At 73.0% G+C, this 24,793-nt stretch carries 20 protein-coding genes; 13 read left to right on the top strand and 7 right to left on the bottom strand.

What is annotated here, in order from left to right; all coding sequences use genetic code 11:
- Window positions 1-60: 60 nt before the first annotated feature.
- The gene (locus tag ACN9M0_RS33690) at window positions 61-1,902 is read left to right on the top strand and encodes an IclR family transcriptional regulator domain-containing protein (protein ID WP_426404762.1); all 1,842 of its coding nucleotides are present in this window, start codon (window positions 61-63) and stop codon (window positions 1,900-1,902) included.
- Between the two features lie 285 nt (window positions 1,903-2,187).
- On the opposite strand, the gene ACN9M0_RS33685 is transcribed toward ACN9M0_RS33690, so the two are convergent.
- Entirely contained in the window at window positions 2,188-2,898 is a 711-nt protein-coding gene (locus tag ACN9M0_RS33685; protein ID WP_366042140.1) for a TetR/AcrR family transcriptional regulator, read from the bottom strand.
- A gap of 95 nt (window positions 2,899-2,993) precedes the next feature.
- Between ACN9M0_RS33685 and ACN9M0_RS33680 the strand changes: the two genes are divergently transcribed.
- Window positions 2,994-4,628 (top strand): amidohydrolase, encoded by a 1,635-nt coding sequence (locus tag ACN9M0_RS33680; protein WP_366042141.1) that lies wholly within the window; start codon window positions 2,994-2,996, stop codon window positions 4,626-4,628.
- 7 nt (window positions 4,629-4,635) lie between these two features.
- Here ACN9M0_RS33680 and ACN9M0_RS33675 read toward each other — a convergent pair whose 3' ends face one another.
- Window positions 4,636-5,691: a LacI family DNA-binding transcriptional regulator gene (locus ACN9M0_RS33675; RefSeq protein WP_366042142.1), complete on the bottom strand. Its 1,056-nt coding sequence runs from the start codon at window positions 5,689-5,691 to the stop codon at window positions 4,636-4,638.
- Between the two features lie 131 nt (window positions 5,692-5,822).
- On the opposite strand from ACN9M0_RS33675, the gene ACN9M0_RS33670 reads away from it, so the two are divergent.
- Genes ACN9M0_RS33670 through ACN9M0_RS33650 form a run of 5 tightly spaced genes read left to right on the top strand, consistent with a single transcriptional unit; the run spans window position 5,823 to window position 11,074 of the window.
- Complete coding sequence (locus tag ACN9M0_RS33670; RefSeq protein WP_366042143.1) at window positions 5,823-7,460, top strand: ABC transporter substrate-binding protein; 1,638 nt, start codon at window positions 5,823-5,825, stop codon at window positions 7,458-7,460.
- Entirely contained in the window at window positions 7,457-8,410 is a 954-nt protein-coding gene (locus ACN9M0_RS33665; protein ID WP_366042144.1) for an ABC transporter permease, read from the top strand. The genes ACN9M0_RS33670 and ACN9M0_RS33665 overlap by 4 nt, the downstream gene beginning before the upstream one ends.
- Window positions 8,407-9,276 (top strand): ABC transporter permease, encoded by an 870-nt coding sequence (locus tag ACN9M0_RS33660; protein WP_366042145.1) that lies wholly within the window; start codon window positions 8,407-8,409, stop codon window positions 9,274-9,276. Before ACN9M0_RS33665 ends, ACN9M0_RS33660 begins: the two co-directional genes overlap by 4 nt.
- 5 nt (window positions 9,277-9,281) lie before the next feature.
- Window positions 9,282-10,265, top strand: coding sequence for an ABC transporter ATP-binding protein (locus tag ACN9M0_RS33655; protein WP_366042146.1), 984 nt, complete (start codon window positions 9,282-9,284; stop codon window positions 10,263-10,265).
- A complete protein-coding gene (locus tag ACN9M0_RS33650) occupies window positions 10,262-11,074 on the top strand; it encodes an ABC transporter ATP-binding protein (RefSeq protein WP_426404761.1) in 813 nt (270 codons plus the stop codon). Before ACN9M0_RS33655 ends, ACN9M0_RS33650 begins: the two co-directional genes overlap by 4 nt.
- A 72-nt stretch (window positions 11,075-11,146) precedes the next feature.
- Here ACN9M0_RS33650 and ACN9M0_RS33645 read toward each other — a convergent pair whose 3' ends face one another.
- Window positions 11,147-12,646, bottom strand: coding sequence for an alpha/beta fold hydrolase (locus tag ACN9M0_RS33645; protein ID WP_426404760.1), 1,500 nt, complete (start codon window positions 12,644-12,646; stop codon window positions 11,147-11,149).
- A 151-nt stretch (window positions 12,647-12,797) separates the two neighbouring features.
- Between ACN9M0_RS33645 and ACN9M0_RS33640 the strand changes: the two genes are divergently transcribed.
- From ACN9M0_RS33640 to ACN9M0_RS33630, 3 genes are all read left to right on the top strand, one after another.
- Window positions 12,798-13,730: a MerR family transcriptional regulator gene (locus ACN9M0_RS33640; protein ID WP_366042149.1), complete on the top strand. Its 933-nt coding sequence runs from the start codon at window positions 12,798-12,800 to the stop codon at window positions 13,728-13,730.
- Between the two features lie 143 nt (window positions 13,731-13,873).
- On the top strand, window positions 13,874-14,695 hold the full coding sequence (locus ACN9M0_RS33635; protein WP_399697467.1) for a VOC family protein: 822 nt from the start codon (window positions 13,874-13,876) through the stop codon (window positions 14,693-14,695).
- A gap of 126 nt (window positions 14,696-14,821) precedes the next feature.
- Window positions 14,822-15,778 (top strand): SMP-30/gluconolactonase/LRE family protein, encoded by a 957-nt coding sequence (locus tag ACN9M0_RS33630; protein WP_426404759.1) that lies wholly within the window; start codon window positions 14,822-14,824, stop codon window positions 15,776-15,778.
- A gap of 29 nt (window positions 15,779-15,807) precedes the next feature.
- On the opposite strand, the gene ACN9M0_RS33625 is transcribed toward ACN9M0_RS33630, so the two are convergent.
- Window positions 15,808-17,277 (bottom strand): MFS transporter, encoded by a 1,470-nt coding sequence (locus ACN9M0_RS33625; protein ID WP_366042152.1) that lies wholly within the window; start codon window positions 17,275-17,277, stop codon window positions 15,808-15,810.
- Window positions 17,278-17,399: 122 nt separating this feature from the next.
- On the opposite strand from ACN9M0_RS33625, the gene ACN9M0_RS33620 reads away from it, so the two are divergent.
- Complete coding sequence (locus ACN9M0_RS33620) at window positions 17,400-17,855, top strand: MarR family winged helix-turn-helix transcriptional regulator (RefSeq protein WP_366042154.1); 456 nt, start codon at window positions 17,400-17,402, stop codon at window positions 17,853-17,855.
- Window positions 17,856-17,971: 116 nt separating this feature from the next.
- On the opposite strand, the gene ACN9M0_RS33615 is transcribed toward ACN9M0_RS33620, so the two are convergent.
- The gene (locus ACN9M0_RS33615) at window positions 17,972-18,340 is read right to left on the bottom strand and encodes a YrdB family protein (protein ID WP_426404758.1); all 369 of its coding nucleotides are present in this window, start codon (window positions 18,338-18,340) and stop codon (window positions 17,972-17,974) included.
- A 203-nt stretch (window positions 18,341-18,543) separates the two neighbouring features.
- Between ACN9M0_RS33615 and ACN9M0_RS33610 the strand changes: the two genes are divergently transcribed.
- Complete coding sequence (locus ACN9M0_RS33610; RefSeq protein ID WP_366042156.1) at window positions 18,544-21,522, top strand: carbohydrate binding domain-containing protein; 2,979 nt, start codon at window positions 18,544-18,546, stop codon at window positions 21,520-21,522.
- A 60-nt stretch (window positions 21,523-21,582) separates the two neighbouring features.
- On the opposite strand, the gene ACN9M0_RS33605 is transcribed toward ACN9M0_RS33610, so the two are convergent.
- Together ACN9M0_RS33605 and ACN9M0_RS33600 are read right to left on the bottom strand one after the other, a co-directional pair.
- Complete coding sequence (locus ACN9M0_RS33605) at window positions 21,583-22,158, bottom strand: TetR/AcrR family transcriptional regulator (RefSeq protein WP_366042158.1); 576 nt, start codon at window positions 22,156-22,158, stop codon at window positions 21,583-21,585.
- Window positions 22,155-22,517, bottom strand: a complete 363-nt coding sequence (locus ACN9M0_RS33600; RefSeq protein ID WP_366042159.1) for a DUF1304 domain-containing protein — start codon at window positions 22,515-22,517, stop codon at window positions 22,155-22,157. The genes ACN9M0_RS33605 and ACN9M0_RS33600 overlap by 4 nt, the downstream gene beginning before the upstream one ends.
- 323 nt (window positions 22,518-22,840) lie before the next feature.
- Between ACN9M0_RS33600 and ACN9M0_RS33595 the strand changes: the two genes are divergently transcribed.
- On the top strand, window positions 22,841-24,616 hold the full coding sequence (locus ACN9M0_RS33595; RefSeq protein WP_426404757.1) for a S8 family serine peptidase: 1,776 nt from the start codon (window positions 22,841-22,843) through the stop codon (window positions 24,614-24,616).
- Window positions 24,617-24,793: the final 177 nt, after the last annotated feature.

Genomic DNA, 24,793 nt, shown 5'->3' with positions numbered 1-24,793 from the left:
GTTTCCCCGCGCCTTCGCCGCGCCCCGACCGACCCGCCACCGCCCCGAGGAGTCCGGACGATGCCGCAGCCCACCGAGGCCACGGGCGCACCCGACGAACTGGTCGCCGCCGCGCCGGTCGCGCCCGAACCCGACGAGCCGGCCGCTGCCGACCCGCCGGTCGCGCCCGACGAGTTGCGCGCCGCTCACGCACCGGTCGCGCCCGACGAGCTGGTCGGGCCGCTCGAACGCGGGCTCTCCGTGCTCCGCGTCATGGCCGCGGGACCCGACGTCCGCCACCGCCCCGGCGACCTCGCCCGGACGACCGGGCTCGCCCGCTCCACGATCGACCGGGTCGCGACGACCCTCGTCCGCCTCGGCGTGCTGAGGACCGAGGGCCGCGACCTGCTGCTCGCCCCCGGAGCCGCCCGGCTCGGCAACGCCTATCTGGCCTCCTGCGGGCTGCCGGAGCTCCTCGGGCCGCATGCCGTCGCCCTCGCCGACGCGCTCGACGAGTCGGTGTCCCTGGCCGTCCCCGACGGCGACGGCGTCCGCTTCCTCGCCCAGGCCACCCGCCGCCGGGCGATGGCGATCTCCTTCCGGACCGGGGACCTCCTGCCCGCCGAACGGTGCGCCCCCGGCGCCCTGTTCGCCGCCCGGTGGGACGCGGCGGACCACGAGCGGTGGCGGGCCCGGCGCGCGAAGGACCCGCGGGACGCCGGCTTCCCCTCCGTACCGCCCCGGCCGTCCGGCACGGCGCCCACGCCCGAGGAGGTCGAGACCGAGTTCCTCGACCGGGTACGGGAGGCCCGCCAGACCGGGATCGCGGTGGACGACCAGCTGATCGAACCGGGGCTGCTCGCCGTCGCCCTGCCCGTACGGGGACCGGATGGCGCGGTGGTCTGCGCGGTCAGCGTGGTCAGCCACACCAGCCGGCACAGCGCGCTGTCCCTCCGGGAGCAGGCACTGCCGCCGCTCCGCCGCGCGGTCACGGCGATGGAGACGGCGCTCGCGTCGGCCACGACGACCGGGGCCGCGCCCGAGGCCGAACCCGCGGCGGCGGGGGCCGCGCTCGAAGCCGAACCCGCGCCCGAAGGCGCACCGGTGGTGGTGGCCGGCACCGCGCTCAAGGAGGAGCTCGGCTCGGGCTTCCTCCAGTCGCTCGCGCGCGGTCTCGACGTCCTGCACGCCTTCGGCTCCGTCCGGGGTCCCGCCCGGCTCACCGAACTCGCCCGGCTGACCGGTCTCCCCCGCGCGACCGCCCGCCGGTCGCTGATCACCCTGCGCCACCTGGGGTACGTACGGGAGGAGGCCGACGGGTTCCTCGTACTCCCCCGGGTCCTGGAGCTCGGCTACGCCCGCCTCTCCGGTCTGAGCCTGCCGGAGATCGCCACCCCGCACCTCGTCGCCCTCGTGCTGCGCGTCCACGAGTCCGCGTCCGTCGCCGTCCTCGACGGGGACGACATCCGGTACGCCGCCCGGGTCGCCAGCACCCGCATCATGCACATCGACATCACGGTGGGCACCCGGCTGCCCGCGTACGCGACCTCCATGGGCCGCGTCCTCATCGGCGCCCTGCCGCCGGCGGAGCGCGCGGCGCACCTCGGCCGGATCACGCCGGAGGCGCTCACCCCGCACACGGTGACCACCCGCGAGGGGCTCGACGAGGCCGTGGCGGCGACCGTCGCGCGCGGCTACGGGTGGGTGGAAGAGGAGCTGGAGGAGGGGCTCCGCTCGCTCGCGGTGCCGGTCACGGACGGCGCGGGCCGGGTGGTCGCCGCCGTCAACGTCGCCCTGCACGCGGGGCGGGCCACGCCGGAGGAGAGCCTGGCCGCGCTGCTGCCGCCGCTGCGCGAGACGGCGTCGGCGATCAGCGCGGACCTCGCCGCCGTGGGGCGGTTCGCCCGCGTGGCGACGGGCTGACGGAAGCCCGTTGTGGGCACAACGGAACGGCCCCGTTGTGGGCATGCGTTCCGCCGGGGCGGAACGGGTGGGCACAACGGAACGGCGCCCTTGCCGGCGCCAGAGGCTCCCGCGCCTGAAACCCGCACCTGCTGGTGCAGCACTCGTGGTGCGGGTCAAGGCGCGGAACGCGGAGGCGACGCTCAGGGCGCCGTCCCGTGTGCCCACCCTCCCCCAAGCTCTCGGCTTCGCTCGAGCAGGGGGGACCCCCAGGGACGATTGCCCACACGGGCGGTGGCGGTGGGCTCAGCCGGCGGGCTCCGGCGGCCGTAGCGCCGCCACCGCGGCCAGCATCAGTTCCAGGGCGAACGGGTAGCCGCTGTCGCGCATGTCGGCGGCGAGGAGGGGGAAGGTCGCGGCGATGTGCGGGTGGGTGTCGGGCGACAGCCTGCCGTAGACCGCGTGCCAGACCTCCGCCTCCTTCTCCTGCGCGGCGGGCGGCAGGGCGAGCGCGGCGGCGTCCTGGGCGGCGAAGGCGAGGGCCTGGTCGACGAAGGCGTGGTAGATCCGCACTGCGAGGCCGTCCGGGAAGCCGGCGGTGCGCAGGACGCCGAGGATCCGCTCGACGGCGCGGGTCTCGTACGGCCGCCCGGTGGTGCGGTGGGCCGCGAGGGCCGCCGCCTGCGGGTAGGCCGTGTAGCAGCCGTGGATGCGAAGACCCAGGTCACGGAGGTCCGCCCGCCAGTCGCCGGTGGCCTTCCAGCCGTCCTGCGCGCGGCCGATCATCTCGTCGGCGACGGCGAGGAGCAGGCCGTCGGTGTTCCGGAAGTAGCGGTAGAGGGCCGTGGGGTCGGCGCCGAGCGCGGCGCCCAGCCTCCGTACCGAGAGGGCTTCGGCTCCGTGCTGTGCGATCAGGCGCAGCGCGGTCTCGACGATGAGCCGCTCCGAGAGGACGGCGCCCTGCTTGGTGGGGCGGCGGCGCTGCCGCCTGCCTTCGGGGACCACGCGTTCGGACATGGCCGGAACCTTACGTCAACACCATTGACGTGTAAACGGCCACACCGCTTCCATAGCGCCCACCAACCCGTCACCACATGTTCCTGGAGCGCCCTATGACCACGGCCGATCTGGTCTTCACCCGCGGAGCCGTCTTCACGGCCGACGCGGCCCGCACCCGGGCGACCTCGCTAGCCGTCGTCGGCGAGCGGATCGTGGCCGTCGGTCACGACGAGGTGCGGGAGCTCGTCGGCCCCGGTACGGAGGTCGTGGACCTGACGGGGAAGCTGCTGCTGCCGGGGTTCCAGGACGCCCACATCCACGCCGTCGGCGGCGGCAAGGAGCTGGCCGAATGCGATCTGACCGGCACGGTCGGCGTCGCCGAGTACCTGGAGCGGATCCGTGAGTACGCGGACGCCCACCCGGAGAAGGCCTGGATCACCGGCGGCGGCTGGTCGATGGAGAGCTTCGACGGCGGGCTGCCGACCCGGCAGCTGCTCGACTCCGTCGTCCCCGACCGTCCGGTCCTGCTGTCGAACCGGGACCATCACGGCGCCTGGGCCAACTCGCGCGCCCTCGAGCTCGCCGGCCTCACGGCCGACACCCCCGACCCGGCCGACGGCCGGATCGAGCGGGAGGCGGACGGCACTCCGAGCGGCACGCTCCAGGAGGGCGCGATCGGACTGGTCGCCCGGCTGGTGCCGGAGGCCACCGCCGAGGACCGTCTCGCCGGTCTGCTGCGCGCCCAGAAGCTGCTGCACTCGCTCGGCATCACCGCCTGGCAGGACGCGCTGCTCGGTTCGTTCGGCGGCATGGCCGACCCGTCGGAGGCGTACATGACCGCCGCCCTCGACGGTTCGCTGACCGCCCGGGTGACCGGGGCGCTCTGGTGGGACCGTGAGCGGGGCGCCGAGCAGATCCCCGAACTGGTCGCCCGCCGCGAGAAGTTGAGCGCCGGCCGGTTCCGCGCGGGCTCGATCAAGATCATGCAGGACGGCATCGCGGAGAACTTCACGGCCGCCATGACCACCCCGTACCTGGACGGCTGCGGCTGCGCCACCGCCAACAGCGGGCTGAGCTTCGTCGATCCCGAGGCGCTGCGCGGGTACGTGACCGAGCTGGACGCGCTCGACTTCCAGGTCCACTTCCACGCCCTGGGCGACCGGGCCGTCCGGGAGGCCCTGGACGCCCTGGAGGCCGCGATCGCCGCCAACGGGCGCCGCGGCAACCGCCATCACCTCGCCCACCTCCAGGTCGTCCACCCCGACGACCTGACCCGCTTCGCCGCGCTCGGCGCCATCGCGAACATCCAGCCGCTGTGGGCCGCGCACGAGCCGCAGATGGACGAGCTGACCATCCCGTTCCTGGGTGCCGAACGCGCCGCGTGGCAGTACCCGTTCGGCGATCTGGTACGGGCCGGGGCCACCCTCGCCGCCGGCAGCGACTGGCCGGTGAGCAGCCCGGACCCGATCGAGGGCATCCACGTCGCCGTCAACCGGCGCGACCCCGAGGCGACCGACGACCGGGTCTTCTACGCCGAGCAGCGCCTCGACCTCCCCACGGCCCTGGCCGCCTACACGGCGGGCACCGCGCACGTGAACGGTCTCGACGACACCGGCAGCCTGCGCCCGGGCCACCTGGCCGACCTGGTCGTCCTGGACCGCGACATCCTCACCGGCCCGCCGGAGGAGATCGCCGAGGCCCGGGTGGAGCGGACCTACGTCGGCGGCCGGCTGGTCCACGCGGTCTGACCGGTCCCTATTCCGGCGGCCTCACCGAGGACGCCCGGACGTCGAGACGCGTCGGTACGAGCGTCCCGGCGGACTCCCGCAGGCCGTGCTCAAGGACCGCGACGAGGTGCTCCATCCCGGCCTCCGCGACCGCCTCGGGCCGCAGGCTCAGGGTGGTGACCGGCGGATCCGTGTGGAGGGCCGTGGCGTCCTCGCTGACCAGGACGACCAGCAGGTCGTCCGGGACCTCGTACCCGTGGCGGCGCGCCGCCTCCAGGACGAGGGGCGGACTCGCCTCGGCCACCACGAGGAGGGCGTCGGGACGCTCCTGCCCGTCACCGGTGAGGGCGGTCTCGACGGCGCGCACCACCGGCCCGTTGCCGGCCTCCCCGACGCGTACCAGCCGTTCCGGCAGGTCGTGGGCGGCGCACCACTCCCGGTGGGCTGCGAACACCTCGGTGTGGAACCGGGTGGTGCTGTCCGGCACCACGAGGACGGGCCTCCGGGCCCCCTGCTCGCGGAGGTGGTCGAGGGCCTCGCGGACGGCGGCGCCCGCGTCGACGTCCACCCAGTACGCCCCGGGCAGTCCCTCGACGGAACGGTCCGTGAAGACGGGGATGCCGGCCGCGAGGAGGCCCTCGACGACCGGGTCGTCGGCGACGGGGTCGGCGACGACCACCGCGTCGAGGGACAGGTCGGCCCACTCGCTCTGCAGGGAGCCCGCGGGCAGCAGCACCACGGCGTAGCCGCGGCGCAGCGCGGTGGCCGCGGTGGCCCCCGTGAGCCTCGCGAAGTACGGCGACTCGAGAAAGGTCCAGGGAGTGGCGGCGAACTCGCCGACCACGTATCCGATCAGCCGGGCCCGTCCCGCGCGCAGGTGGCGCGCGGTGGCGTTGGGCCGGTAGCCCATTCTGCGCGCGGTCTCGCGGGCCTTCTCCCGTACCTCGGGGGAGAGTCTGCCGGTGCCGTTGAGCGCCGCCGAGACGGTCGTCTTGGACAGGCCCGCCTCGCGGGCCACGTCGACGAGGCGGACGCGCGGGATGGGCGGCGAGGGCTGCCCGCCGTGCCGTGAAGCTTCGGTCATGGGGGTGATGGTGCCACCCTCGCGACCTCTGCAAAACCGTTCCCGCAAAGCCTTGTGCGGGAACGTTCCCGCACCAATACTCGCTCCATCCCCCCGAGCCCGTCACTACACCCGTAAAGGGGTGGGTCTCCATGCGCATGCCCAGAGCCATCGCGCTTCTCGCCTGTACCGCCGCGCTCGCGGCCACCACCGGTGCCTGCTCCGGCGCCACGAACCCGCCCGCGGCCGGCGGCGGCACGAACTACAAGGTCAGCCCGACCTCACCGCCCGCGCAGGGCCCGCTGGACTCCTTCACGTGGTCCCTCTACGCCGAGCCGTACACGCTCGACTACGCCCTCGCGTACGACTACCCGCCGAACACGGTCCTGGCCAACGTGTGCGAGCAGCTGCTGCGGGTCACGCCCGACATGAAGATCGTGCCCGGCCTCGCCGTGAAGTGGGCGCAGCCCGACCCGCGCACCCTCGTCTACACCCTGCGTCCCGGGGTGAGGTTCCACGACGGCACCACCATGACCGCCGACGACGTGGTCGCCTCCCTCAAGCGCCAGATGGACCCGAAGACCGGGTCCCCCTGGGGTTCCGCCTTCAAGACCGTCGACTCCATCGAGAAGACCGGCCCGCTGGAGGTGACCATCCGCCTCGGCAAGGCCGACGTCCTCTTCCACGAGCTGATGGCCGCGTCCCCCGGCACGATCGTGAGCGCCGCCTCCCTCGCCAAGGAGGGCAAGGACTACGGCACCCCCAAGGGCAAGCTGAACTGCACCGGTCCGTACGCCCTCGACAGCTGGGCCCAGGGCGACAGCATCACCCTGAAGAAGCACGCGGCCTACTGGGACAAGACGCTCGCCCCCAAGTCCGAGAAGGTGAAGTTCACCTTCATCGAGGACGCGGCGGCCCGCTCCAACGCCTTCCTGTCCGGCACGGCCGACGGCGGCTACCTGGTCCCGTCCTCCTCCTTCGCCCAGCTGCGTGCGGGAAACAAGGGCACGCTCCTCTTCGGCCCCAACACCGCCGCCGCGAACCTCGCGGTCCTCGACTTCCACGGCGCGCTCGGCAACCTCAAGGTCCGCAAGGCCCTGTCGATGGCCCTCGACCGGAAGAACATCATCAAGGCCGCGGCCGGCGGCGTCGGCGTCCCCGCCAAGGCCCCCGCCGCGCGCGGCGCCTGGGCGCTGGCCCCGGAGAAGACGGCGGAGCTCTTCGACACGCTGCCCGAGCCCGCGTACGACATCGAGGGCGCGAAGAAGCTCGTCCAGGAGGCCCACGCGAGCGGCCGGACGATCACCATCGTCACCAGCACCCTCGCACCCGAGATCAGCGTCGTCGCCAACGCCGTACAGGCCGCGGGCCGCCAGATCGGCCTCAACGTCGTGCTGAAGCCGGTCTCGCCCGACGCGTACAGCAGCATCTTCGTCGACCCGGACGCGCGCGACGGCCTCGACCTGGTCATCACCAACGGCTACGACAACACGCCCGACCCGCTGGAGTTCTACCAGTACCTGCGCACCGGCGACTTCGGGAACTACGGCCGCTGGTCGAACGCCGAGTTCGACGTCGCCTTCGACCGGGCCAACTCCGAGCCCGACCCGGCCAAGCGCGCCGAGCTCACCGCGAAGCTGCAGAAGATCGCGCTGGACGAGCTGCCGGTCATCCCCGTGTACGAGGCGCCCTACTCGGTCTTCCTCGGCAAGCGGATCACCGGCGCCCCGACCGGCATCGCCCAGCTCTACTTCCCGTGGGCCGCGACGATCGGGGCCTCCAAGCGATGACGCGCTACCTCGTCGGACGGCTCCTCGGCCTGGCGGCGGTGCTGTTCGTGACCTCGCTCGTGGTCTTCGGCTCCGTCCACCTGGCCCCCGGCGACCCGGTGTCGTTCCTCCTGCACGGCCGCCCCGCGACCCCCGCGGCCGTGGCGGCCCTGCGGGCGGAGCACCACCTCGACGACCCGCTGGTCACCCAGTACGCGAAGTGGCTCGGCGGCGTGCTGAGCGGCGACTTCGGCCGCTCGGCCCAGTACCACCAGGACGTGGCCTCGCTCATCGGCTCCCGCCTTCCCGGCACCGCCCTGCTCGTCGGCTACGCCGCCGTGCTCGTCGCGGTGCTCGGGGTCGCGGCCGGCATCCTCGGCGCGCTGCGCCCCGGCCTCCCGGACCGCGCGGTGCTCATCGGCACCGGTGTCGCCACCGCCACGCCCTCGTTCGTGACGGCCATCGCGCTCGTCTCGCTCTTCTCCGTCCAGCTCGGCTGGTTCCCGGGACCGGGCGGCGGCACGCCGGCCGCCCTCTCCGACCGGCTCCACCAGCTGACCCTGCCGGCCTTCGCCCTGGCGCTGTCCTTCGCGGGACTCCTCGCCCGGGTGACCCGCTCGTCGATGCTCGACGAACTCGGGCGCGAGCACGTCGAGGTGGCGCGGGCCCGGGGCGTCGCGGGCCGCTCCGTGGTCCGCCGGCACGTGCTGCGGAACGCGCTCGGCCCCGTCGTCACCGTCGGCGGCACGATGCTCGCCGGCCTCCTCATCAGCACCTCGATCGTCGAGACCGCCTTCGACGTCCCCGGGCTCGGCTCGCTGCTCGTGCAGTCGGTCACCGCGAAGGACTTCGCCGTCGTGCAGGCGATCACCCTGCTCAGCGTGGCGGCCTTCGTCCTCGTCAACCTCGTCGTCGACCTGCTCGCCCCGCTCATCGACCCCCGTCTCTCCCTCGGGGAAGGCTCCTCATGACCTCCACCACCTCCGCGGTGCCGTACCGCAGGCCGGGGCTGCGCGCCCTGCGCCTGTTCGGCCAGGGACCGCTCTTCGCGGTCTCGGTCGCGGTGCTCGCCGTGCTCGTCCTGGTCGCCCTGTTCGCGCCCGTCCTCGCCCCGTACGACCCCGAGTCGCTCGACCTGTCGGCGAGCCTCGTCGGCACCAGCGGCGACCATCTGCTCGGCACGGACCAGTCGGGCCGCGACATCCTGTCCCGGCTGCTGACCGGCGCCCGCACCGGGCTGCTCGGACCGCTGCTCGTCGTCGGCGTCTCCACCCTGCTCGGCACCCTGATCGGCGTGGTGGCGGCCTGGCGCGGCGGCTGGGTGGACACGGTCCTGTCCCGGTCGATGGACCTCGTCTTCGCGATCCCCGGTCTGCTGCTCGCGATCCTCCTCGTGTCGGTCGTCGGCGAGGGGCTCACCGCGCCCGTGATCGCCATGTCCGTCGCCTACACCCCGTACGTGGGCCGGCTCGTCCGCGGCATCGCGCGGCAGGAGAAGGCGCGGCCGTACATCGAGGCGTACCGGGTGCAGGGCTGGTCCGGCTGGACCGTCAGCGTGCGCCATCTGCTGCCCAACATCGCGCCGACGGTCTTCGCTCAGTCCGCGATGAACTTCGGTTACGCGCTGATGGACCTGGCGGCGCTGTCCTTCCTCGGCTTCGGGGTGCAGCCGCCGGCCGCCGACTGGGGCGCCATGATCAACGAGGGGCAGGCGGCCGTCCTGCAGGGGGCGATGCTGCCGGCCCTCGCGCCCTCCGCGTGCATCGTGCTCGCTGTGGTGGCGTTCGGCATCGTCGGCGAGGGGCTCGCCGACCGGATCGCGAAGCGGGAACGGTGAACGCGATGAGTACGGAGGCGACCACACCGGTCCTGGAGATCGAGGGCCTCGGCGTCCGTCTGTCCGGCGACCGGGCCGCCCGGCCGATCCTGGACGGGGTCGGCCTGACGGTGCGGCCCGGGGAGACGGTCGGCCTCGTCGGCGAGTCAGGATCCGGCAAGTCGGTGGCCTGCCGCAGCGTCCTCGGGCTGCTGCCCGCGGGCGCCCGCACCGACGGAGAGGTCCGGGTCGCCGGGCGGAACGTCCTCGCGATGAACCGCGCCGAGCTCACCGCGCTGCGCGCCCGGCAGGTCTCGATGGTCTTCCAGGACCCGCGTGCCTCCGTCAACCCGCTGCGCCGGGTGGGCGACTTCCTCACCGAGGGCCTCCGCGCGGCCGGTACGCCCGCCGCCGCGGCGACCGCCCGCGCCGAGGAACTCCTCGACGCGGTCGGCATCCGCGACCCGCGCGGCGCCCTGCGCCGTCATCCGCACCAGTTCTCCGGCGGCATGCTCCAGCGGGTCGTCATCGCGGCGGCCCTCGCGAGCGAGCCGGCCCTCCTCGTCGCCGACGAGCCGACGACCGCGCTCGACGTCACCACCCAGGCCGAGGTCATCTCGATCCTGGCCCGGCTGCGGGCCGAGCGGGGCACGGGCATGCTGTTCGTCACCCACGACCTCGAACTGGCCTCCGCCATCTGCGACCGCGTGTACGTCATGTACGCGGGCCGGATCGTGGAGACCCGGTCCACGGACGAACTGTTCGACCGGCCCCGCCACCCGTACACGGCCGGCCTGCTCGCCTGCACCCCGCGTCTCGAAGCGGGCGCGCCGGCTCCCCGGCCCATCCCGGGCCGCCCCGTCTCGCTCTCCGAGGCGCCGCCCGGCTGCGCCTTCGCCGCGCGCTGCGTCCACGCGCTGCCGCGCTGCACCGAGGAGACGCCCGCGCTCGTACGCCACGGCGAGGGGCTCGCCGCCTGCCACCGTGCCGAAGAAGGGATCACGCTGTGAACGCCGCGACGAAGGCCACGGCCGTCCCGGTCAGGGAGGGTCTCGTCGTCGAGGGCCTGCGCAAGCGGTACGGGGACCACACGGCCGTCGACGGGGTGTCCTTCGCGCTGACGCCCGGGTCCTCCCTCGCGCTCGTCGGCGAGTCCGGCAGCGGGAAGACGACCACCGTGCGGATGCTCGTCGGTCTGGAGCGCCGGGACGGCGGCACGGTCCGCCTCGACGGCCGCGACCGCTCCACCCGCCCCCGGGGCCGGGCCGAACGGCTCTCCAGGGCCCGGGAGATCCAGATGGTCTTCCAGGACCCGTACCTCTCGCTCGACCCGCGGATCACCGTCTCGGGCTGCCTGGACGAGGTCCTGCGCCTGCACACCGCTCTCGATCAGGCGGGCCGCCGGGCCCGGGTCGCCGAGCTCCTCGACCAGGTCGGTCTCGGCGCGCGCGAGGCCTCGGCCCTCCCCCGGGGTCTGTCCGGCGGGCAGCGCCAGCGCGTGGCGATCGCCCGCGCGCTCGCCGTGGAGCCCCGGGTCCTCGTCCTCGACGAGGCGGTCGCCGCGCTCGACGTGTCGATCCAGGCGCAGATCCTCGAACTCCTCGGCGCGATCCGCCGCGAGTCGGGCATCAGCTACCTGTTCGTCACCCATGACCTGGCCGTCGTCCGGCACATCGCGGACGAGGTCCTGGTGCTGAAGTCCGGCCAGGTCGTGGAGACGGGCCCGACCGCGCGTGTCCTGGACACGCCGGAACACCCGTACACCCGGCTCCTCCTGGACTCCGTACCCCGACGGGGGTGGCGGCCGGGAGGACGGTGACGTACGGCCGGGCCGCGGGGCGGTGACCGTACGGCGAACCGCTCGGTTCGGGGGGACCGGGCGGTACGTCCCTCAGCGGGCCAGGTGTGCCAGGACCGCTCGCATCGACCGCTCCAGGACCGCCCGGGACTCGTCCGTGGGATCGACCAGTTCGAAGCCGTGGTGGGCGTGCGGTGCGTCGATGATCTCGACGTCGGCCCCGCGCTTCTCGGCGGCGGCCAGGAACTCCTCGACGGTCGCCGCGATCGCCTCGTGTTCCAGACCGGCGCGGGTCAGGACGAACGGCGGCCCGTCCGCCGTGCCCACGGTGGCCACCGGGGTGAAGCGGGGTTCCACCGCCTTCCAGCCGGGCAGCGGCGCCAGGGCGGGATAGTTCGCCGCCACGCACCGCAGCCACGACGGGGGCGCGGCGAGCCAGTCCGCGGCGAGCAGCCCGCCGGTGGAGAAGAACCAGATCGCGATCCGGTCCCCGTCGACGCGCGGGTCGGCGCGGACCTGCTCGACGGCATCGGCGAGGTCCTGGGCGGCCTGCGGGTAGTCGGCGAGGCCGTGGAGCCGGAGGTCCGCGGTGACTCCGACGACGCCCGCGCCCGCCGCGTAGCGGCCGTATCCCAGGAAGAACGGCGAGTCCCGCGGAGTGGGCCGCCGGTCCGGCTCGATGGGGCCGCCGTGGACGAAGACGACCGCGGGCCGGGGTCCGTCGGCGTCCGGGAGGTGGAGGTCGACGCGTCCGACGCGGTCGCGCGGCCGCTCGGGCACGTCGACGAGGAAGGGCAGCAGGTGGGACGGCTGCTCGTGGTCGCTCTCGGGCGCCGTCACCCGGTGGCCCTCGCCGGCGGCCGCGCGGAGCAGCGCCTCGGCCAGTTCCCCGGGCGCGGAGAGCATCGGCCAGTGGCCGGTGGCCAGTTCGAGGAAGCGGAAGCGGTCTTCGGTGAACACGCGGAACTGGGGCGGGCCCGCTGCCACCGCCATCTCGACCATGGCGATGCTCTGCCCGTTGGCGGTGCACAGGACGCCGGTGGTCGGCAGGGTGGAGGCGATGCCGGTCAGGTGGAGCGGCTCGGTGAGCGTACGGACCGGCTGCGGCGCGGCCTCGCGCTCCAGGCGTGCGAGGGCGTCCGCGGGGATTCCCTCGACGCTGCCCCATCGCGCCCAGGTTCCCGGCGCGGGCGGCGGGACCGCCGCGTCGGGTCGTTCGGAGAGCAGCTCCCGGACGTCGGGGTCGGGTACGGAGCGAACGGCGCCCTCGCCGCCCTGCGGGGGGCCCGTGTCCACGGAGACGATCCGGGCGACCCGTCCGGCCCGCCGGTCGGCGGCGCCGAACACCGGGTACAGGCCGTAGCCGTGCCCGACGAGGACGACCTCGGTCGCGGTGATCCCGTCGACCAGCCCGACGAGCTCCTCGATGTGCGTCTCCAGGCCGGTCCCGGGACCGGCCTCGGTGCGCCGGTCGCCCATTCCTCTCAGGGTCACCGGGTACGCCTCCGCTCCCGCCTCCCGCAGCCTGGCCGCGGTCTCCTCCCACACCCAGCCACCGGTGAAGGTGTCCGACACCAGCACGAACGCCGTCATGAACGTCTCCTCGTCACTCCTGGGGTTGCTTCGCCGTCAGGCTAGGAACTCCCCCTGCGGGAGATTCAAGGACCTGTTCGGGTGTGGTCGACAGGGCGTCAGAATGGGCGTGCCCGAGAATGATCGGATCCCGCCCAAGGAGGTTCACCTCGTGTCGTCCGACGGTCTGTGGAGCATCGGAGAGCTGGCCGATCGGGCGGGTGTGACCGTCAAGACCGTACGGTTCTACTCCGATCGCGGTCTGCTGCCCGAGGCGGCCCGCAGCTCCGGTGGCCACCGCAGGTACGGGGCGGAGGCCCTCGACCGGCTGCGGTTCATCCGGTCCCTGCGCGCCCTCGACCTGCCGGTCCCCGAGGTGGAGCGGGTACTGGAGAGGGACGGGGCCGACGCGGCCCTCGAGGAGGCCGTCGCCGGGCAGTTGCGGGACGTGGGCTCCCAACTCGTGGCGCTGCGCTGGAAGGAGGCCTCCCTGCGGCTGCTCCAGGAGTGCGCCGCCGGGGAACGCGCGGACCGCCTGCGGCTGCTGGGTGCGCTGCCGGCCCCGCCCGACACGGACGCCCTGGCCCGCTTCTGGCGCCGCTCGCTGCCGGCGCGGTTGCCCGGGCGGGTGGTGTCCATGGTCCTCGACGCGGTGGTGCCGAGGCCTCCGGAGGAGCCGGAACCCGACCACGTCCTCGCGTTCGCCCGGCTCCACGCGCTCGTCACCGACCCGCGCCTCGAACGGCCGGAGTTCCGGCCCTCACCGCCGCTGCCGGCCGGTGAGTACCGTCCGGCCGTGCTCTACGAGGGCCTCGCGGAGGCCTATGCGCTCGCCTCGGCCGCGATGCGTGCCGGGCGGGCGCCGCAGGACGGCGGAGCCCTGGACTGCTTCGTCGAGGCGTACGCCCACGCGCGCGGGGAGCCGGACACACCGGCCTTCCGGCGCCGGCTCCTCGGTCTGCTCGCGCTGGACGACAGTGCCGTGCTCCCGCGGTACTGGAAGCTCGCCGCCGGCCTCTTCGCCCCGGACCAGCCGGTCCTCGGACTCGTGCACCACCACCTCTCGGTCGCCCTCCACACCGAGGTCCACGGCCGGGCGGCCTGACGCCTCCCCCATCGTGGGCGTCGGGGTCGCCGACCCGCCGTCGCGTGCACCCGGGCGTGTGGTGATCGGCGGCACGTGGGTGAGTGCGCGCATGCGGGGCGGCGGGGCGGGGAAGGGGCGCACGGACTCATGACGAAGAGGAGGTGGTGCCGGTGTCGGGGCCGACGACCGGGGACGCGATGGGAGCGCCGTGCTGGCTGAATCTGTCCGCACGCGATCTGCAGGCGGCGGAACGCTTCTACGGGGCCGTGCTCGGCTGGACGTTCCGGCGGGGTGCCCTCGGAGACGCGTTCGCGGTGGGTGAGCGGGACGGCGTGCCGGTGGCCGGGATCGCGGCGGTGGCCGCCGAGCTGGAGATGCCGGTGGCCTGGACGGTGTTCTTCGCCGTCGACGACGCCGACGCGGCGGTGGCGCGGATCCGGGAGCGGGGCGGCACGGTGGGCGTGGGGCCGATGGCGTATCCGCCCCGGGGCCGCGCGGCGCTCGCGACGGACCTGGAGGGCGCGGTGTTCGGCGTGTGGGAGGGGCGGCTGATCTCGCGCTGGCACGTCGGCGAGCGGCAGGCCCCGGCCTGGCTGGAGCTGCACACCCGCGACGCCTTCGACGCGGCCGTGTTCTACGGCGGGGTGCTGCGCTGGGCGGACGGGAGCCCGGGCTGCTGCGAGGTGTCGTACGAGCACGACCAGGTGGTGCTGCGGCGGGACGGCGAGGCGGTCGCCCGGCTGAACAGCGGTCCGGTCGAGTCCGCCTCGCCCCGGCCGCAGTCGAGGCCGCGCTGGCTGGTCCGCTTCCGGGTGCGCGATCTGGAGGCGGCGCGGGCGGCGGTCCTGGCGCACGGCGGTTCGGTGGTGCCGGGCGGCGAGTGGGCCGTGGTGCGGCCGTCGGGCGGCGACGACGAGCGCCGGGTGGTGGTGCGGGACCCCGACGGGGCGCTGTTCGCCGTGGAGGCGGAGGACGCGGGGTGACCGAGGCCGTGTGATCCACAGCTCTCCGTTCGAAAGTTCCTTGTGTGCACCGTAGATGATCCTGCAATCTTCATCTCGGACAGGATCTGGTTCGGCACACAAGGGCAGTTGGAAGGGAAGGGCTCCATGAGCGGCGAGCGCCCCGAGCTGTACGAGAAGTTCGACGAGCGGTTCCTCACAGGCCGGTGCATGTTCGGTGACGACGCGCTGGAGGTCCTCTACACGGGCTGCCGCTGGGCCGAGGGGCCGATCTACCTGCCCGCCTGGCGGCAGCTGATCTGGAGCGACATCCCCAACGACCGGATGCTGCGCTGGGACGAGGAGACGGGAGCCGTCGGCGTCTTCCGCCGCTCCGCCGGGCACACCAACGGCAACACCCTGGACCTTCAGGGCCGGTTGATCACGTGCGAGCAGGGCAACCGCCGCGTCACGCGCACCGAACACGACGGCACGGTCACCGTGCTCGCGGACCGGTGGCAGGGCAAGCGCCTGAACAGTCCGAACGACGCGGCGGTGAAGTCCGACGGGTCGATCTGGTTCTCCGACCCGGACTTCGGCATCACCAGCGACTACGAGGGCTACCGCGCGGAGAGCGAGATCGGCGCCAACAACGTCTACCGGATCGATCCGGGCAGCGGCGAAGTACGCCTGGTCGCGGACGAGTTCGCCGCTCCGAACGGGCTCGTCTTCTCCCACGACGAGCGGCAGCTGTTCGTCTCCGACACCCGGGCGGGCTTCATCCGCGTCTTCGACGTGCGCGAGGACGGCACCCTCTCCGAGGGCAAGGTCTTCGCCGACGCGTCGACCCGCGAGAAGGCCCGCTTCGACAACCTCCGCTTCGACGCCGACGGCCGCCTCTGGGCCGCCGCGATGAACGACGGGGTGCACTGCTACGACCCCGACGGCACCCTGATCGGGCGGCTGAACGTCCCCGAGGCGGTCGCCAACATCTCCTGGGGCGGCGCCAAGCGCAACCGCCTGTTCATCGCCGCCGAGACCAGCCTGTACTCGGTGGTCATGAGCGCCACGGGCACCCACCCGACCGGCCCCGGCCGCCGGCCCTGGCTGGGCACGGCGGCCTGAGACATCTCATCGGAACGCCCGCGCCGCCGTCAGGCGGCGCCGGCCTGCGAGGTGGCTCGCGGGCCGGTCCCGGGCTCGGTGCCCCGGTCGTCGCCGGAGGCCGGCGCCGCGGTCTTCGCGGGGATCAGCGCGGCGACGACCGCGGCCACGAGGCCGACCCCGCAGCCGATGAGCATCGCGGCGCGGAAGCCGTCCTCGGACGGCAGCGCGTGGCCGCCGAGGGTGGTGGTCATCTGGGCGAGGACGACACCGATGACGGCGGCCGAGACGGAGGTGCCGATGGAGCGCATCAGGGTGTTGAAGCTGTTGGCCGAGGCGGTCTCCTCCTGCGGTACGGCGCCCATGATGAGGGCCGGCATGGCCCCGTAGGCGAGGCCGACGCCCGTGTTGCAGATGAGGGTCACGGTGAGCAGGCCCCAGGTGGAGCCCATCAGGGCGAGGGACGAGCCGTAACCGGCGGAGATGACGAGCGCGCCGACGGAGAGCGTGACCTTGGGGCCGCGGGCGGCCGACAGCTTGGCGCCGAGGGGTGCCAGGATCATCATCATCAGGCCCGCCGGGGCCATCCAGAGGCCCATGGCCATCATCGACTGGCCGAGGCCGTAGCCGGTCGCCTCGGGCAGCTGGAACAGCTGGGGCACGACCAGGGACTGCGCGTACATGGCGAACCCGACCAGGACCGAGGCCGCGTTGGTCATCAGGACGACCGGGCGGGCGGTGACGCGCAGGTCGACGAGCGGGTCGCCGGTCCGCAGCTCCCAGACACCCCAGCCGAGCAGGACGACGGCCGCGACGGCGAAGAGGCCGAGGGTGGTGCCGCTCCCCCAGCCCCAGGTGGCTCCCTTGGACACGGCGAGCAGCAGGGCGACGAGTCCGACGCCGAGGCCGAGCGCGCCCGCCAGGTCGAAGCGGCCGGGGGCGGCGGCGCGCCGGCCGTCGGGGACGACGCGCCAGATGAGGCCGCCGACCAGGACGCTCAGTCCGGCGGCGACCCAGAAGAGCACGCGCCAGCTGGCGTTCTCGGCGACGGCGGCGGAGAACGGCAGGCCGAGGGCGCCGCCGACGCCCATGGAGGCGCTCATCAGGGCGATGGAGCCGCCGAGCCTCTCGGGCGGGAGGAGGTCGCGGAGCAGGCTGATGCCGAGGGGGACGACGCCCATGCCGAGGCCCTGGAGTCCGCGTCCGACGATCATCGGGACGACGGAGGAGGCGAGCGCGCAGACGACCGAGCCGGCGACGAGCGGGATCACGGAGGCGAGCAGCACGCGCCGCTTGCCGAGGGTGTCGCCGAGCCGGCCGGCGACGGGGGTGGCGACGGCGCCGGCGAGGAGGGTGGCGGTGATCACCCAGGAGGCGTCGGACGGGCTGGTGCCGAGCAGCTTCGGGAGGTCGCCGATGAGCGGCACCACCAGGGTCTGCATGAGTGCGGCCACGATGCCGGCCATGGCGAGGACGCCGACGACGCCGCCGGGGCGGGCGTCGGGCTTGGAGCCGTCCACGGGTTCTCCCTCGGTACTTTCTTCGGTTTTCCAGGAACAGTCATGTGCATCATGCACAGCGATTGCATCCTGCACAAGTTGTGCAGGATGCACATGGTCTGGCGACAGGAGAGAATGCCCTCATGGACAAGCCCACCCACCTGGTCGAGTTCGAGAGCATGCTGCTCGGACGGCACGCCCACCTGTACGGGCCCCGCTCCCGGGCGGGCGGCGACCACCTCGACCGCAGCGCGTACGTCCTCCTCACCCGCATCCGGATGCACGGGCCGATGTCCATCGGGCAGCTCAGCGAGGCCTTCGGCCTCGACGCCTCCACCCTCAACCGGCAGACCGCCGCGATGCTGCGCGCCGGAGTGGTGGAGCGCATCCCGGATCCGGACGGCGGCATCGCCCGCAAGTTCCGCATCACGGAGGAGGGCGAACGCCGCCTGGAAGCCGACCGGACCTACAACGTCGAGGGCCTCGAGCGGGTGATGGAGGACTGGTCACCCGAGGACGTGGCCCGCTTCGCCGCCTACCTCGAACGCTTCAACCGGGACATCGAGCGACTCGAAGGCCGCCCCTGGCCCCGGCCGTGACCAACTGTGGCGCCCGGCCCGGCCGTAACCATCCGAGGCGCCCGGCCCGGCCGTGAACCCGGTGCGACACCGGCCGGGCCGCAATCCGCCACGGCGCCTGCCCGGCCGTGAACTCCTCAGGCGCCGCGGTGCATCGCGGCCTGCCGGTCCACCGTCGCCAGGGCGGTGTTGACGAGCGCCACGGCGGCGAAGGCGACGGCCCATCCCGGCCGGTCGAGGGCGTACAGCGCGACCGCCGCCGCGCCGAACACCAGGGCCTTCACCAGCAGAACGCCCGCGAGCGGCACCCGGAACCGGGCCCTGGGGGCGGCGAACAGGCCCCACACGACGGCCGCGACGGCGGGCGCGGCGACCGCGAGCAGTAGCCGGAGCGCCACGTTCTCCGCACTCTCCCACCCCCACCAGGCCAGCACGGCCAGCGCGGCGACTTCGAGCACGAACGCCAGCCCCTCGTTGAGGACATGCAGCGGCCCGGGCAGCTTCATCGGGAACCTCTCGACATCGATCAGGCGTGCGGTCGCCCCGAGCGTAGACGCCGCTTCCGTCAGAAGTCTTTACCTCCGGGTCCCCGCGGCGGTAACTTCCGCCCGACGCAAGACGTTTCAGAAACTTTCCGACTGAGTTTCCAACGGCGCCGATCCCCATCCGCCAACCGGCCCGTACGGAACGCCCCCGCCTGGAGCATCAGATGAGCCGCATCCCCACCCGTCCGCCCGGACGCCCGCTGGCCGTCCTGGCCGTGGCCGCCGGCCTGCTCGGCCTGCTCGCCGCACCACCCGACGACCCCGAGCCCCGGACCACCCCGGCCGCGGCCGTCGCGGAGAACACGGCGACGGTCTTCTACTGGACGAAGACGAAGAACTGGGCCGCCTACAACCTGCATTACGCCCCCGACGGCGGCTCCTGGACCACCGTCCCCGGCGTCGGCATGGAGCCCGCCTGCACGGACTGGGTGAAGAAGACCGTCACCCTCGGCACGGCCGCCGGACTCCAGGCCACCTTCAACAACGGCAGCGGCACCTGGGACAACAACGGCGGCAGGAACTACGCCCTGGGCACGGGGAACATCACCGTGAAGGACGGGGTCGTCGCCCACTCCGACCCCTGCGCGGACACCCCGCCCACACCCGCCGGCACGGCGACGGTCTACTACTCCACCGAGGCGCTCGGCTGGACCACCGCCAACCTCCACTACCAGCCCGCGGGCGGCGCCTGGACCGCCGTCCCCGGCGTCGGCATGCAGGCCGCCTGCGCCGGCTGGTGGAAGCGGGAGGTCGACCTCGGGACGGCCACCTCCCTCAAGGCCGCCTTCAACAACGGCAACGGCACCTGGGACAACAACGGCGGCTCCGACTACACCATCGGCACGGGCGTCTCCACCGTGCGGAACCGGGCGGTGACGGCGAACGCCACCGATCCGTGCGCCGCCACCCCGCCCGACACCCAGGCCCCGACCGCCCCGGCCCGGGTGACCGCGGCCGCCGACGGCGTGTCCGTGCTGCTCACCTGGGACCCCGCCACCGACGACCGGGGCGTCACGAAGTACCAGGTCACCCGTACCGGCGGCAGCGCCGGCACGGTCGTGACCGACGTCGGCTCGACGGTGTACTCCGACACCGGCCTCGCCGAACGGACCGCGTACACCTACACGGTGAAGGCCGTGGACGCCGCCGGGAACGTCTCCGCCGCCTCGGCCGCCGCGAGCGCCACCACCGGCGACAAGCCGGCCACGCCCGCGACCGGGAAGCCGCTCGGCACCGACCCGCGTAAGGACCCCATCTACTTCGTCCTCACCGCCCGCTTCAACGACGGCGACCCGACGAACAACCGGGGCGGCAGCCAGCACACCAAGTCGGGCAACGCGGCCAACGACGATCCCATGTTCCGGGGCGACTTCAAGGGCCTCATCCAGAAGCTGGACTACGTCAAGGGCCTCGGGTTCTCGGCGATATGGGTCACCCCGGTGGTCCTCAACCGCTCGGACTACGACTACCACGGCTACCACGGCTGGGACTTCTACAAGGTCGACCCGCGCCTGGAGTCCGCCGGCGCCTCCTACCAGGACCTGATCGACGCCGCCCACGCCAAGGGCATGAAGATCTACCAGGACGTCGTCTACAACCACTCCTCCCGCTGGGGCGCCAAGGGCCTCTTCGTCCCCACCGTGTACGGCGTGCGGGACAGCCAGTGGAGCTGGTACTACGACGAGAAGCAGCCCGGCTTCGAGTACGACGGCCTGACGATCGACGCGAAGACCGGCAAGTCGTACTACAACGGCGACCTGTGGTCGACGGCCGAACCCGCCGGCAACACCTGCGTCAACTGGGGCAAGCCGACCGGCGGCAAGAGCGCCGAGGGCTACACGGTCTACAACTGCCAGTGGCCGAGCCCCACTTCGGGCATGTTCCCGAAGGAGCTCTACCACCAGTGCTGGATCGGCAACTGGGAGGGCGAGGACTCGCGTTCCTGCTGGCTGCACGAGGACCTGGCCGACTTCAACACCGAGAACCCGACGGTCCAGAACTACCTGATCGGCGCGTACGACAAGTACATCGACATGGGCGTCGACGGCTTCCGCGTCGACACGGCCGTGCACATCCCGCGCACCACGTGGAACCGCCGCTTCCTGCCGGCCATCCAGGAGCGGGTCACCCGGAGCCACGGCGCCGAGGCGGCGCAGAACTTCTTCGTCTTCGGCGAGGTCGCCGCCTTCGTCAACGACAAGTGGAACCGCGGCTCGGTGAACCACTCGGCGCAGTTCTACACCTGGAAGGAGCGCAAGGAGTACGACGCCGACGACACAAAGGCCGCCCTGGAGATGTACGACTACGAGCAGCAGCAGGGCACCGGCAACCAGCCCACCTCCACCAACGCCTTCCTGGCCGGGAACAGCTACCACACCCCCGACCACAGCCGGTTCTCCGGCATGAACGTCATCGACATGCGCATGCACATGAACTTCGGTGACGCGCAGAACGCGTTCTCCAACGGCAAGGACTCCGACGACAGTTACAACGACGCCACGTACAACGTCGTCTACGTCGACAGCCACGACTACGGCCCCAACAAGTCCAGCGAGCGGTACGCGGGCGGCACCGACGCCTGGGCCGAGAACATGTCCCTGATGTGGACCTTCCGCGGCATCCCGACGCTGTACTACGGCTCCGAGATCGAGTTCCAGAAGGGGCAGAAGATCGACTGCGGGCCGACCTGCCCGCTCGCCACCACCGGCCGCGCCTACTACGGCGACCACGTCGCCGGATCCGTCACGGCCTCCGACTTCTCCCAGGTCTCCTCGGCCTCCGGCGCCGTCGCCACCACCCTCCAGCAGCCCCTGGTACAGCACGTGCAGCGGCTCAACCTGATCCGCCGGGCGATCCCCGCGCTCCAGATGGGCCAGTACTCCACCGAGGGCATCTCGGGCGGCATGGCGTTCAAGCGCCGTTACACGAGCGGCTCGACGGACAGCTTCGCGCTCGTCACGGTCTCCGGCGGCGCCACCTTCACGGGCGTCCCGAACGGCACGTACACCGACGCCGTCACGGGCGACGTGAAGACCGTCACCAACGGCGCCCTCACGGTCGCCGCACCCGGCAAGGGCAACCTGCGGGTGTACGTCCTGAACGGCCCCGGCAGGATCGGCACGGCCGGCCCGTACCTCAAGTAGGGGTGCCCGTACGGGGCGGGCGCCACCCGCCCCGTACGGCCGGGCCGGACCGGACCGACGCTACGACAGCCGGGCGCGGTGCAGGGTGATGAGCAGCCGCCAGACCTGGTGGGCGACGCGGTCCGAGGTGCCTTCGACGAGGCCGTGCAACCAGTCGGCGAGCACTCCCGCGAAGGTCGCGGCCACCGCCGAGGCGATCAGTTCGGGCTCCGGGGCACCGACCAGGGCGCGTTCGGCGAGGCTGCGGGCGCGCAGGTCCTGGTGGAGCACGAGGCCCAGCGGTCCGCCGCCGCCCGGGCGCAGCAGGGTCCGGTAGAGGGCGGCGTGCGGGGTCAGCCCGGCGAAGAAGTCGAGGAGCGCGGGCGGCGGGGACGCCGGGTCGGGGGTGCCGCGCCAGGCGTGCAGGGCGTCCACGGCGTCGCGTACCACGTCGGCGCAGGCGTCGACGGCGAGCGCCTCCAGGTCGCCGTAGTGGAGGTAGAAGGTGGCGCGGCCGACGCCGGCCCTGCGGACCAGGGCGGCGATGCTCACCTCCGCCAGCGGGCGGTCCGCGCATGCGTCGAGGAGGGCCTGTCGGAGCTTGGCCCGTGTCCTGGCGGCCCGGGGGTCTTCCGCCGTCGGGTTCGCCGGGGTCACCGGCTGACGAGGACGGCGGCGAGGGCCAGCGCACCGGGCAGGGCCTGGGCGAACAGGATGCGGCGGTTCGCGGTGGCGGCGCCGTAGAGTCCGGCGACCACCACGCAGCCGAGGAAGAAGATCTGGACGCGGTATCCCGTCGGGTCCTCCGCGATCAGGCCCCAGACGAGTCCCGCGGCCAGGAAGCCGTTGTAGAGGCCCTGGTTGGCGGCCAGCGGTGCGGTGGCTCGGGCCATGTCGGCGTCGAAGCCCGAGAGTCCCCGCCCCGGCTTCTTCTCCCACAGGAACATCTCCAGAACCAGGATGTACGCGTGCAGGGCGGCCACCAGGCCCACCAGCACGTTCGCCACCGTCTCCATCGCCGTCTCCCTCACCGTCTATTTTCTGGACAGGTGTCCACTATACATGGACGGTCGTCCAGGACCCTCTCCCCGTTCCGGGCGCGCGGTCGATCCGGACGCGGGTGCCGGGAACGAAGGGGGCGGATCAGGGGATACGCCCCCCTTCCTGGCGTGGACAGATCAATACTGCGTAACGCGAACCGGCTTCTCGGACAGAACACTTCCTTCCGCCCCGTCCGTCTGGGATCTTGCGTCCACCCCACACATCACAGGGCCCGGCCGGCGCCACCCGCGCCACCGGGTCATCGGAGGACGCATTGTTTTCCCAGATATCCGGCCGGATGAGACTCTCGGCCCTCGCGCTCGGCACGACGCTGGCGCTCGGCACGACCATCGGCCTCGCGCAGGCCGCCCCCCTGGACAACGAGCCCCTCGCGGCCCGTTCGGCCGGCCCCGCCGCCGCTCCCGCGATCGCCGCGGCGCCCGCCGCCTGGGCCGCGGGCACCCGCGCCTACCTGGTCATCACGACCCCGGGCGACACCACCGCCGTCCGCACCGCCGTCGCGAGCAACGGCGGCTCGGTCTTCGCCTCGTACGACGCGATCGGCGTGATCGTCGCGCACTCGACCTCCGCCTCCTTCGCCGCCACCATGCGCGGCGTCTCCGGCGTCCAGAAGGTCGGCGCGACCCGCACCTCCGACGTCCCCGCCGACGCCTACAACCCGGCGCTCCCGGCCAACCCGGCGCAGGCCACCGCGCCCACGACGGAGCCCGTCCGCTCGGACATGGCCCAGATCAAGGCCGACCAGGCCTGGGCCGTCAACCCGGGCTCCACCTCGGTCAAGGTCGGCATCCTGGACACCGGCGTCGACGACCAGCACCAGGACCTGGCGCCGAACTTCAACGCCGCCGACTCGGTCTCCTGCGCCTACGGCAAGGCGGACACGCGCGTCGGCGCCTGGCGCGACGTCGACCAGCACGGCACCCACGTCGCCGGCACGGTCGCGGCCGCCAAGAACGGCAAGGGCGCCATCGGCGTCGCGCCGGGCGTGAAGATCTCCTCGGTGCGCATCGCCGAGCCCGGCACCACGCTGTTCTTCGCGGAGAACACCGTCTGCGGCCTCGTGTGGGCCGGTGACCACGGCTTCAAGGTCACCAACAACAGCTACTACACCGACCCGTGGCAGTTCAACTGCCCGAACGACCTCGACCAGGCGGCCATCCTGGAGGGCGTGGGCCGCGCCCAGGCGTACGCCGAGAGCAAGGGCTCCCTCCAGGTCGCGGCGGCCGGCAACTCCAACGTCGACCTCGCCAACAAGACCACCGACTCGTCGAGCCCCAACGACTCGACGCCGGTGACCCGGACCCTCACCAACGACTGCCTCGACATCCCGGCCGAGCTGCCGGGCGTGATCACGGTCGCCGCCAACGGCACCAGCGGCACTTCCAAGGCGTCGTTCTCCAACTACGGCCGTGACGTCATCGAGGTCTCGGCCCCCGGCGAGTCCGTCTACAGCACCGCCCCCGGCGGCAAGTACGCCACGCTGAGCGGCACCTCGATGGCCTCCCCGCACGTCGCGGGCGTGGCCGCGCTGCTCGCCAGCGCCAACCCGGCGTACACCCCGGCGGACATCCGGGCGAAGCTCGGCGAGCAGGCCACCGACCTGGCCTGCCCCTCCGACAGCCGCTGCACCGGCACCACGGCGAAGAACAGCTTCTTCGGCGAGGGCCGCGTGGACGCCCTGAAGGCCGTCGGCGGCTCCACCCCGCCGGCCGGCGCGTACTTCGAGAACCTCACGGACTACGCGATCGCGGACAACTCCACGGTCGAGAGCCCGATCACGGTCAGCGGCGTGACGGGCAACGCGCCGGCCACCCTCAAGGTGGGCGTCGACATCAAGCACACCTACATCGGTGACCTCAAGGTCGACCTGATCGCCCCCGACGGCTCGGTCTACAACCTGCACAACCGGACCGGCAGCGGCACGGACAACATCGCCCAGACGTACACGGTCGACGCCTCCTCCGAGGTGGCGAACGGCGTCTGGAAGCTGCGCGTGAACGACAACGCGAGCCAGGACACGGGCAGGATCGACGCCTGGAACCTGACCTTCTAGCACTTCCCGACCCGGGGAACGGGGCCGGAGCCGCCATGGCTCCGGCCCCGTTTGCGTACCCCGGGTAACTCCGGTGGAAGAAAGTCCGCACCGAGGGGTAGGCCTCCCCCGGGCCCTTGCTATACGTTCCGTCTAACAAGCTTGCTAGACGCTCCGTCTAACAAGCGCCCGAGCCGC

Origin of the sequence: Streptomyces sp. R-07 (assembly GCF_049913175.1) — a bacterium.
Classification (GTDB): domain Bacteria; phylum Actinomycetota; class Actinomycetes; order Streptomycetales; family Streptomycetaceae; genus Streptomyces.
This window is presented reverse-complemented; position numbering and strand designations above follow the sequence as displayed.

Bases quoted from the DNA above. Each gene is read 5' to 3' on its own strand.
- ACN9M0_RS33690 (WP_426404762.1), top strand. From the start codon at position 61: ATGCCGCAGCCCACCGAGGCCACGGGCGCACCCGACGAACTGGTCGCC.
- ACN9M0_RS33685 (WP_366042140.1), bottom strand. From the start codon at position 2,898: ATGTCCGAACGCGTGGTCCCCGAAGGCAGGCGGCAGCGCCGCCGCCCC.
- ACN9M0_RS33680 (WP_366042141.1), top strand. From the start codon at position 2,994: ATGACCACGGCCGATCTGGTCTTCACCCGCGGAGCCGTCTTCACGGCC.
- ACN9M0_RS33675 (WP_366042142.1), bottom strand. From the start codon at position 5,691: ATGACCGAAGCTTCACGGCACGGCGGGCAGCCCTCGCCGCCCATCCCG.
- ACN9M0_RS33670 (WP_366042143.1), top strand. From the start codon at position 5,823: ATGCGCATGCCCAGAGCCATCGCGCTTCTCGCCTGTACCGCCGCGCTC.
- ACN9M0_RS33665 (WP_366042144.1), top strand. From the start codon at position 7,457: ATGACGCGCTACCTCGTCGGACGGCTCCTCGGCCTGGCGGCGGTGCTG.
- ACN9M0_RS33660 (WP_366042145.1), top strand. From the start codon at position 8,407: ATGACCTCCACCACCTCCGCGGTGCCGTACCGCAGGCCGGGGCTGCGC.
- ACN9M0_RS33655 (WP_366042146.1), top strand. From the start codon at position 9,282: ATGAGTACGGAGGCGACCACACCGGTCCTGGAGATCGAGGGCCTCGGC.
- ACN9M0_RS33645 (WP_426404760.1), bottom strand. From the start codon at position 12,646: ATGACGGCGTTCGTGCTGGTGTCGGACACCTTCACCGGTGGCTGGGTG.
- ACN9M0_RS33630 (WP_426404759.1), top strand. From the start codon at position 14,822: ATGAGCGGCGAGCGCCCCGAGCTGTACGAGAAGTTCGACGAGCGGTTC.
- ACN9M0_RS33620 (WP_366042154.1), top strand. From the start codon at position 17,400: ATGGACAAGCCCACCCACCTGGTCGAGTTCGAGAGCATGCTGCTCGGA.
- ACN9M0_RS33615 (WP_426404758.1), bottom strand. From the start codon at position 18,340: ATGAAGCTGCCCGGGCCGCTGCATGTCCTCAACGAGGGGCTGGCGTTC.
- ACN9M0_RS33610 (WP_366042156.1), top strand. From the start codon at position 18,544: ATGAGCCGCATCCCCACCCGTCCGCCCGGACGCCCGCTGGCCGTCCTG.
- ACN9M0_RS33600 (WP_366042159.1), bottom strand. From the start codon at position 22,517: ATGGAGACGGTGGCGAACGTGCTGGTGGGCCTGGTGGCCGCCCTGCAC.
- ACN9M0_RS33595 (WP_426404757.1), top strand. From the start codon at position 22,841: ATGAGACTCTCGGCCCTCGCGCTCGGCACGACGCTGGCGCTCGGCACG.